A 7608-nucleotide genomic window follows, 5' to 3' on the forward strand; every position below is an offset into this window, starting at 1 on the left:
ATCGCCATTTCTAGACGCTGGGTTATCATTGTTCGTTATTAGACAGATATTTCTACCCGTATTATCTCGCAGTCCTTTTCAGAAATCAAATATGATTCCTATATATTTGTTAAGTATTACACTTGGCATTTCAAATCTAGATAATTCATTAAATTTGATCCATAGAGCAAGTCATGAACAAAAAATGGGCTGTCAAACGAATCACAATAAATCTTGCATCAGCTGAAAGCGAAAAACTTGAAAAATATTGTGCAAGTACAGGTAGACCTGCAACTGATGTGATTCGGGAGTTGATTCGCTCTCTCTCCATAACCGAGTTGTCAGCATCTGAACAGACTACATCTGCGCTAAAATATGATGTTCCCATTCTGAAATAGTGGCAATTGAATGACTTGGATTTGTTTGGCGTTATCCAAGTTAGACAACGAAATGCCCAGCAACCTAATACTGCGGTTTTCCAGTTCAATTAACTCAAACAGTGTTTTGGCTATCTCAAAAATCGTATCTAATTCACTGATAGGAGCAAGCATTGTTTTACTGCGGGTTAACTGCTGATAGTCAGAGAACTTGACTTTCAGAGTTAATGTGCGTCCTCGCGTTTCGTGCTGCTCTAACCGTTGCTCGACGATTTGGGCAATCTGTTCGAGTTCTTATAACATTTGACCGACATCGCTTAAGTCTTGTGCAAACGAGGTTTCTGCACCAATCGATTTGCGAACTCGATTTGCTTCAACTGGGCGGTCATCTTCTGCTCTGGCAATCTTGTAGTAATAATGACCAGCTTTACCAAAATGGTGTGTTAACTCAGTAAGCGATCGCTGCTTCAAATCTGCGCCAGTGTGAATGCCGAGTGAGTGCATCTTCGCCGCCGTTACCTCTCCAATCCCGTGGAACTTCTCAATCGCTAGCTGTTCTACAAAGGCGATCGCTTGCTCTGGTAAAATCACTGTCAACCCATTCGGCTTGTTCTGCCCTGATGCCATTTTTGCAAGAAACTTGTTAATCGACACGCCTGCGGTTGCCGTCAACTGAGTTTCCTGGAAAATCGCAGTTTTAATGTGTCTTGCGATCGTAGAAGCGTAGGGGATGTTTTGCCTATTCTCAGTAACATCAAGGTATGCCTCATCTAGCGCAACTCCTTCCACTAAATCACTGTAGCGTTTAAAGATAGCGTGGATTGAAGTGGAAATATTTCGGTAAACGTCGAATCTCGGTCTGACAAAGATTAGTCCAGGGCAACGAGCGATCGCTGTTACTGACGGCATCGCGGAATGAATGCCAAACTTACGCGCTTCATAGCTGGCTGCTGCAACTACGCCTCGCTGATTCGGACTGCCACCGACTACTAACGGTTTGCCTCGGTAACTAGAGTTGTCCCTCTGTTCCACCGATGCGTAGAAGGCATCCATATCAACGTGAACTATTTTTCTCACTTGGAAGGAGAGTGAAGCATTAGAAAGTTAGGCTAACTGGTGCTTAGTAAAATACTATGTTACCAGCGCTATAGTACATTAGCACTATTTTCAAATACCAATTATTCGTTCTGAGGTGATGTTCGGGTAAATGCGTCATTGCTCACACTTACCATCAAAGTGTGACATCACACACAACATTTTTCTTGGTACGGTAGTGGGAACAATCACTATCTTGGGCACTATCCCTTATTCCATTAAACTCATTCTTGATTGGGTAAATGCTGAAATATTAACCTTGGTTATTGTTAAGACTAATTTAGATACAACAACCCTATGCCAAAACAGCGAGTGTCACATAAGCAAGCAGGTAATTAGATTGATTTTTAAGAGATATATCCTTTTAAAAAGTATCCACTTACAAGAGTGTCAACCTAATCAATTACCTTATTTAATTAGTTGCAATACAATGTTTTTAAAGATTTATATCCCTAATTTTAATCCCTTAATGTAAATACTTTTATACAAATTTACCACAATAATTATTAGTAGATTGTGCGTCATTATTTCTTTTGCACTACTGATTTACATCACAACATAGTTAAGTTTACCTAAAACCAAAAACTACTTGCCACATCTACTGGATGTTTTACAGCAGTCTCTAGCTTCATACCAAGAGTAATTATTGGGGTAGCTGTAATGTTGATTAATTCTGGTACAAAATAGCCATGTTAATTGGGGCAGGTTTTGAATGTTTATTGTTAGTCTTAATTTAGCTTAGTTAGGTAATTTGCATGGATATTATTTTATATAAATCTTACAGTAAAATTCCAATGATTAATAAACATAGTAACTACCCCAATTCAATCTCAAGAGTGATTTTATCGTTCATTTCTGGGCTGTTTTAAATACTGTTTGTTCTAATTTTCTGATAGGCTAAATTTTTAATATGCTCCAAATAACCTTAGAAAAAAAGGCATTACTAGCACTGATGCTACTCGTGCCAGCTTCAAGTATTGGTGTTGCAACCCAATTGTACTTCCTACCCGGATTAGAAGGATACTTAGTAGCTTTACTATCAAAAGTATGGCTTCTATTATTTCCAGTTATTTGGTTGTCTTTTGTCGATAAAAATGCTTTAAAAATTCAATATCCTAAAAGAGCCGACTTGCTGGCTGGAGTTGGATTAGGATTAATAATGTTATTTGTTATCTTAACTGTTTATTGGCTATTGGGCTGGCGGTGGATTGATACTGAATATGTTCGAGAACGAGCAAGGCTAGTTGGATTCAGTAGCTTTAATATTTATTTACTAGGTGCAGGATATTGGATATTTATTAACTCTTTGCTTGAGGAATTTGTCTGGCGTTGGTTTGTTTATCGTCAGTGTGAAATTTTAGTATCAAGTCGTTTAGCTGTAATACTGTCTGCACTGTTTTTTACGATTCACCATATTATTGGTTTAGCAGCTTACTTCGACTGGCGTGCAACAGCATTATGCTCCTGCGGCGTGTTTATTGCAGGTATTATATGGTCATGGTGCTACTTAAATTATCGTTCAATTTGGATTGGATACATTAGCCATATTTTTGCAGACATAGCAATTTTCCTCATTGGTTGGCAGCTTATATTTGTGTAATCAAGATAAACTAATATGGGAATAATAGCTTCCTTCAGGTAATGATAATGACATAAACCATGAGCAATACGTTTTTAATTCATGATTGTTAGAACGAGGTTTTGTTGGGTTGCAACAAGACAAGACGATTTCTCAAGGGCAGTGACTCTAAAAAAAATACTCTACTGAGTTACTTATTTCAGTAGAGTATATAAAAGTACATTTATTACCTTTCACTAGGATTTATTTTATACAATATCAGGTATTCACGCCTCTGTATAAGTGCTGAAAATATTGATTGTAGCGATCGCCAACTTTTCTTTTCCATTAATTCACCTCCACATAGTTAGTGGAGCGGCAAATTAAAAAATCGCTATACAATTTCAAGCAATTCACCTTGACTAAAAACGATTGTCTCTTACCATTAATGCTGACCTTGGATCGTATACGCACTCATTACCGTTCATCGCGCAACCACTCTAACCCAATCCTCAACGCCGCCTCCGCCGTATAATAAATCTTTTGTTCCCCGAATATCCCACCCGTGCGGCTGATGATACGGAATTCCCAGCAATGCCCTGGCGTGTAAAAAACCATTAGGATACTGCTGTTGAAACAGAGTACCGTGTAAACTTTCACTTGGGACATTGACTGCTGTTATAGGTGTGATGATGTATTTTAATTTAAAAAACTCAGCAGTCAGGAGTCAGGAGCCAGAATGACTCCTGAACGAAAAAGCTCCTGTGTAAAGGGGTTTGAATCTCCAACCGATTGTGATTCTGAATTCTGAATTCTGTCTTCTGAGTTCTTCTTCAATTGTCTGCAATTTCTCACCCAATCAAACCTAGATGGCGATGGAAAACTTCAACAGCATTCGCCACACCATCCTCAGCCCTGATTTTCTCACCTAACTCCTGGGCTTTTTTCTGCATCACCTCATCGCCCAGTACGATTTCAATCGCTGCTGCTAAAGTTTTATCTGACACTTTCTTGTACGGTATCGGCTCCAACACACGCACTCCAAGCTGATTCCAACTGTTGAAGTAAAAGCTTATCTCCTTCTTCTTTTTTCAACTTTTCTCCCGCAATCAATCGCTGCCCTTGCTTGGATTGCAGAAACTCTTCCATATTGCCAGCGATCGGTGCAAACTTTAAATCAAACTTCCTAACAAATAACTCAAAGTTCTTATGCGTTGCAATCGTTACTTCATGCCCCGCACGTTTCAAGCCAATAGCCAAAGCACAGTATGGTTGCAAGTCTCCCCTTGAACCTACTGTTAGGATCGTAATCTTCAGTTTCCGGCTTGGTGCTATAGGTAGACTTTGGCTCAAATGCTTTTTCCTGCTGAAAACTTCAGTATCCAAAAATTGTACTAATTTCCTGTGCCTATCTATCAAGACACTACAATTAAGACAAAGAACTTCATCAACCTCAAACAACTGACATTTGCCGGTTTCATGATTAATGCTCTAGTTGAGGAATTCGTTGAAAAAAGTAACCACTTCCTCTTGCTGTAAGTATATATTCTGGATTTTCCGGGTCATCTTCTAACTTTAAGCGCAAGCGTGAGATATGTACATCCACCACACGAGTATCTGCATGTTGTTCTGCACTATAACCCCATACTTGCTGCAATATTTCTCCACGGGTAAAAGATTTGCCAGGATAGCTCATCAATAACTCTAGTAAGCTGTACTCTACACCTGTTAATGGAATCCGTTCACCTGCTTTGTAGACTTGTCGCTTATTCGTATCAATTTTGAGATTGTCTACAATCATTACTCCCAAATTAGAAATAGCAGCAGTAGTTGTTCTATCGTTTCTTCGTCGCAGCAACGAGCGAATTCTTGACTCTAATTCCTTGGGAGAGAAAGGTTTCGCCATATAATCATCAGCCCCTAATTCCAGCCCAGTGATCCGATCTGCTACATCCCCCAAGGCTGTTAGCATGATAATTGGTACATCTGATTGTTTCCGTAATTCTTGACAGACACCATAACCATCTAGTTTTGGCATCATCACATCCAGAACGATTAAGTCGGGAGTTTCTTTACGAAAAGCTGACAAAGCTTCTTCACCATCACTAGCTGTAACTACGCTGTAGCCAATCATTTCTAACCGCGTCTGTAAAATTCGGCGGATGCTGGCTTCGTCATCTACTACTAAGATTGTGCCTTTTTCACCTGATAAGTTTCTCAACGCTGTTCCTAATGAGCGAGAACTCTCAACCATCCATTATCTGCTTATTAGGAGTCAAAAACGCAATCACATTTTTGACCTACAGTCATGATCAAGAAGCGATGCCTGCGGCGAGCTACGCTTACGCTTAATACTTGCATCTGTCCAACAGATTATGCTGGGACATCTACCCGAAAAAGAGATTTGTACACAATTAATAATTTGTTCAGCAAGGGACTCGTATTTCCCATCGATTTGGTGTACCTTGTTAATTCTGTGCAAATTATTTATACCTAACTTCTCGCAACTTTACTCTTCCAAATTTTAAGCCAATGCCTTCAAGGGAACAGCCAATGAAAACTTCTAATGATACAGATATTAAGAAGATCATCAAAAAATCCGACAAGCTTACCCTGAAACAGATGAAGCTAATCGAGGAGGCTGAAGACCAACTTCTTCAAGCTAATACTGTCAATTCTCCAGCCCCTGTGGTTGAGGTTGAGGAGAAACCAGTAGCGATTTCAGAGCCTAGAGTTCCTGACTATATTCCATTGCTTGACAATCCTCCAGTACAATCGGTGGGCAACTCTGGCTGGCAAGTGTCTGATGTCTGGCGAGATATTCGGGTAGATGATTTTTGTAATTAAAGCAGGCTATTTGTATTCCCAGACGGTTCTGCATCAAGGCGGTTGCAATTATCCATGATCCGAATCTTAGAGATTGAGGGACAGGCATCAAGCAAGGGAGAAAAGTTTTCCCGAAGGCATACTTGTGCAGCAATACCTCTGTTTTTTCGTTAAAACGATAATATGCAAGCGCCTGAGCAGCTTTTGTAAACTATCTTTGCACCAAGTCAAAGTTATAGTTGCATTGTGCTTATAATAAGTTACGGCTAACTATAACTGAAAGTTAGCACCCTGTAAATGGTTATCGCTTGGATTACGCATTAAAGACGATACCAAAGACAAGCAAAATTCATCGGCAGCGTAATAGTTCTTATTCCGTTGCCAACATGCCCCCAGAGCGATCGCATGTTGGTGAATGTCACTGTAACCATAAGTTTGCCGCTTTTGAAAGCATAACCTTGCCGCAGGGCAAGCGCAAAGGCTTGATTTAACGTTCCGCGATCGCAGTCAAAGTATTTGGTTTTGAAACCAAAAAGTTGCCGAAAGTCTAAAAATCAAGCATAAACGTGCCGAAAGTTCAGGGATTATGCACCCTCAAATACTTGAATTAGCAAGATTGTCTCTTAAAAACCCCAAAAATTCAAGCTGTCGTAAGTCCGCTTGAAACCATAAACGTGCCACCCCGGCAAACTTATGGTTACAGTCACAACAACAGTGAAAGTGTTATGTATCAAGGGAAGTAGTTTTTATCGTAGTTGATATCGGATAAAAGATAAGGGTTAATTATTTTGTGTTCACACCGAATTCGTGTATACTGAACTTTTAAATTCGGAGCCACCCAGTGCGATCGCGCAAGATTATTGTGAATAACCCTGAACTAAATAATTTACCTCCGATTAAACTCATTCCCCTAAACGCTGAAACTGCATCGCTCTCTGGGCATACTAGAGTTACAAGACCACCAACCGATATTCGGTGGGTAAAAGTTCTGGAATTTTTACGCAGCAACAATCTCGCACCAAACAGCCGCAAGCTTTACGAACGCGAACTGAAGCGGTTTTTGGCATGGAGTGAGCTGCATTATCATGAGCTGCGTCCACGTCATCTTGCGCTATATAAAGAATATCTCCGTGATGAAATACAGACTGATGCAGGTAAACCGCTTTCCAAAAGCAGCATCAATGCAGGAATTGCGGCACTCAAAAGCTTTTTCAAATGGATGTCTTACACATATCCTGAAATTATTGCTACTAATCCCACACTGGGGATAAAACTGGAAAAAGTGCCGTTGCCACCAGCCCAGAGTTTAACCCCAGAACAGATGGAACAGGTTTGGTCAGCGTTGGAATTGCTCCAAGAAACAAAGCAACGAGATACAGCACTCGTTCACATCCTTAGTCATGGACTCCGGGCTGGGGAAGTTGTACAGCTAAATGTTGGCTCATTTGATGGCAAGCTCCTGTTTTTACCGGACACCAAAACCAATGAACCACGCTTAGTGCCACTGCGAAAAGAAAGCCGAGAAGTCGTGGCAGATTATTTACAATTACGCTCACACCAAGGAGAGGTGTTAAACAACCTTAGTCCACTGATGATTTCACACCATGCTTCGTACAAAGGTGAACGCTTAAGTTATCACGGCATTTACTTTGCTGTAGAAAAAATTGGTGAAATAGCTCACATTGAGGATTTGCACCCTCACTCCTTTCGTCACACCTACGCTACTGACTTATTGCTATTGGGAGTTGACCCCAGCCATGCACGAAAATTAAC

At 40.3% G+C, this 7608-nt stretch carries 10 protein-coding genes; 4 read left to right on the forward strand and 6 right to left on the reverse strand.

The window, feature by feature from the left end; genetic code table 11:
- The first annotated feature begins 173 nt into the window (after positions 1–173).
- On the forward strand, positions 174–377 hold the full coding sequence (locus G1O98_RS35390; RefSeq protein ID WP_163938671.1) for a CopG family transcriptional regulator: 204 nt from the start codon (positions 174–176) through the stop codon (positions 375–377).
- Here G1O98_RS35390 and G1O98_RS40445 read toward each other — a convergent pair.
- Both G1O98_RS40445 and dinB read right to left on the reverse strand, forming a co-directional pair.
- Positions 348–638: a hypothetical protein gene (locus G1O98_RS40445; RefSeq protein WP_345940632.1), complete on the reverse strand. Its 291-nt coding sequence runs from the start codon at positions 636–638 to the stop codon at positions 348–350. The genes G1O98_RS35390 and G1O98_RS40445 overlap by 30 nt on opposite strands.
- A 12-nt stretch (positions 639–650) precedes the next feature.
- Positions 651–1433 carry a DNA polymerase IV gene (gene dinB / locus G1O98_RS35395; RefSeq protein WP_345940629.1) on the reverse strand — a complete coding sequence of 261 codons (783 nt, stop codon included), beginning with the start codon at positions 1431–1433 and terminating at the stop codon, positions 651–653.
- A gap of 928 nt (positions 1434–2361) precedes the next feature.
- Between dinB and G1O98_RS35400 the strand changes: the two genes are divergently transcribed.
- Positions 2362–3051 carry a type II CAAX endopeptidase family protein gene (locus tag G1O98_RS35400; RefSeq protein WP_163938674.1) on the forward strand — a complete coding sequence of 230 codons (690 nt, stop codon included), beginning with the start codon at positions 2362–2364 and terminating at the stop codon, positions 3049–3051.
- Between the two features lie 435 nt (positions 3052–3486).
- On the opposite strand, the gene G1O98_RS35405 is transcribed toward G1O98_RS35400, so the two are convergent.
- From G1O98_RS35405 to G1O98_RS35420, 4 genes are all read right to left on the reverse strand, one after another.
- Entirely contained in the window at positions 3487–3627 is a 141-nt protein-coding gene (locus G1O98_RS35405) for a hypothetical protein (protein WP_345940630.1), read from the reverse strand.
- Between the two features lie 233 nt (positions 3628–3860).
- A complete protein-coding gene (locus G1O98_RS35410) occupies positions 3861–4016 on the reverse strand; it encodes a hypothetical protein (RefSeq protein WP_345940631.1) in 156 nt (51 codons plus the stop codon).
- Entirely contained in the window at positions 4006–4395 is a 390-nt protein-coding gene (locus tag G1O98_RS35415) for a glycosyltransferase (protein ID WP_163938683.1), read from the reverse strand. Before G1O98_RS35415 ends, G1O98_RS35410 begins: the two co-directional genes overlap by 11 nt.
- Positions 4396–4492: 97 nt before the next feature.
- Positions 4493–5263, reverse strand: coding sequence for a response regulator transcription factor RpaB (locus G1O98_RS35420; protein ID WP_163938685.1), 771 nt, complete (start codon positions 5261–5263; stop codon positions 4493–4495).
- Between the two features lie 299 nt (positions 5264–5562).
- Here G1O98_RS35420 and G1O98_RS35425 point away from each other — a divergent pair, with 299 nt between their 5' ends.
- Both G1O98_RS35425 and G1O98_RS35430 read left to right on the forward strand, forming a co-directional pair.
- A complete protein-coding gene (locus G1O98_RS35425; protein WP_163938688.1) occupies positions 5563–5856 on the forward strand; it encodes a hypothetical protein in 294 nt (97 codons plus the stop codon).
- Positions 5857–6694: 838 nt separating this feature from the next.
- Positions 6695–7608, forward strand: a 914-nt coding sequence (locus G1O98_RS35430; protein ID WP_167306237.1) for a tyrosine-type recombinase/integrase, incomplete at its 3' end; no start/stop codon positions are given.

The organism is Nostoc sp. UIC 10630 (assembly GCF_010747425.1).
GTDB lineage: Bacteria > Cyanobacteriota > Cyanobacteriia > Cyanobacteriales > Nostocaceae > Nostoc.

Coding starts and splice junctions, on each gene's coding strand:
- G1O98_RS35425 (WP_163938688.1), top strand. CDS start 5,563: ATGAAAACTTCTAATGATACAGATATTAAGAAGATCATCAAAAAATCC.
- G1O98_RS35420 (WP_163938685.1), bottom strand. CDS start 5,263: ATGGTTGAGAGTTCTCGCTCATTAGGAACAGCGTTGAGAAACTTATCA.
- G1O98_RS35390 (WP_163938671.1), top strand. CDS start 174: ATGAACAAAAAATGGGCTGTCAAACGAATCACAATAAATCTTGCATCA.
- G1O98_RS35405 (WP_345940630.1), bottom strand. CDS start 3,627: ATGGTTTTTTACACGCCAGGGCATTGCTGGGAATTCCGTATCATCAGC.
- G1O98_RS35400 (WP_163938674.1), top strand. CDS start 2,362: ATGCTCCAAATAACCTTAGAAAAAAAGGCATTACTAGCACTGATGCTA.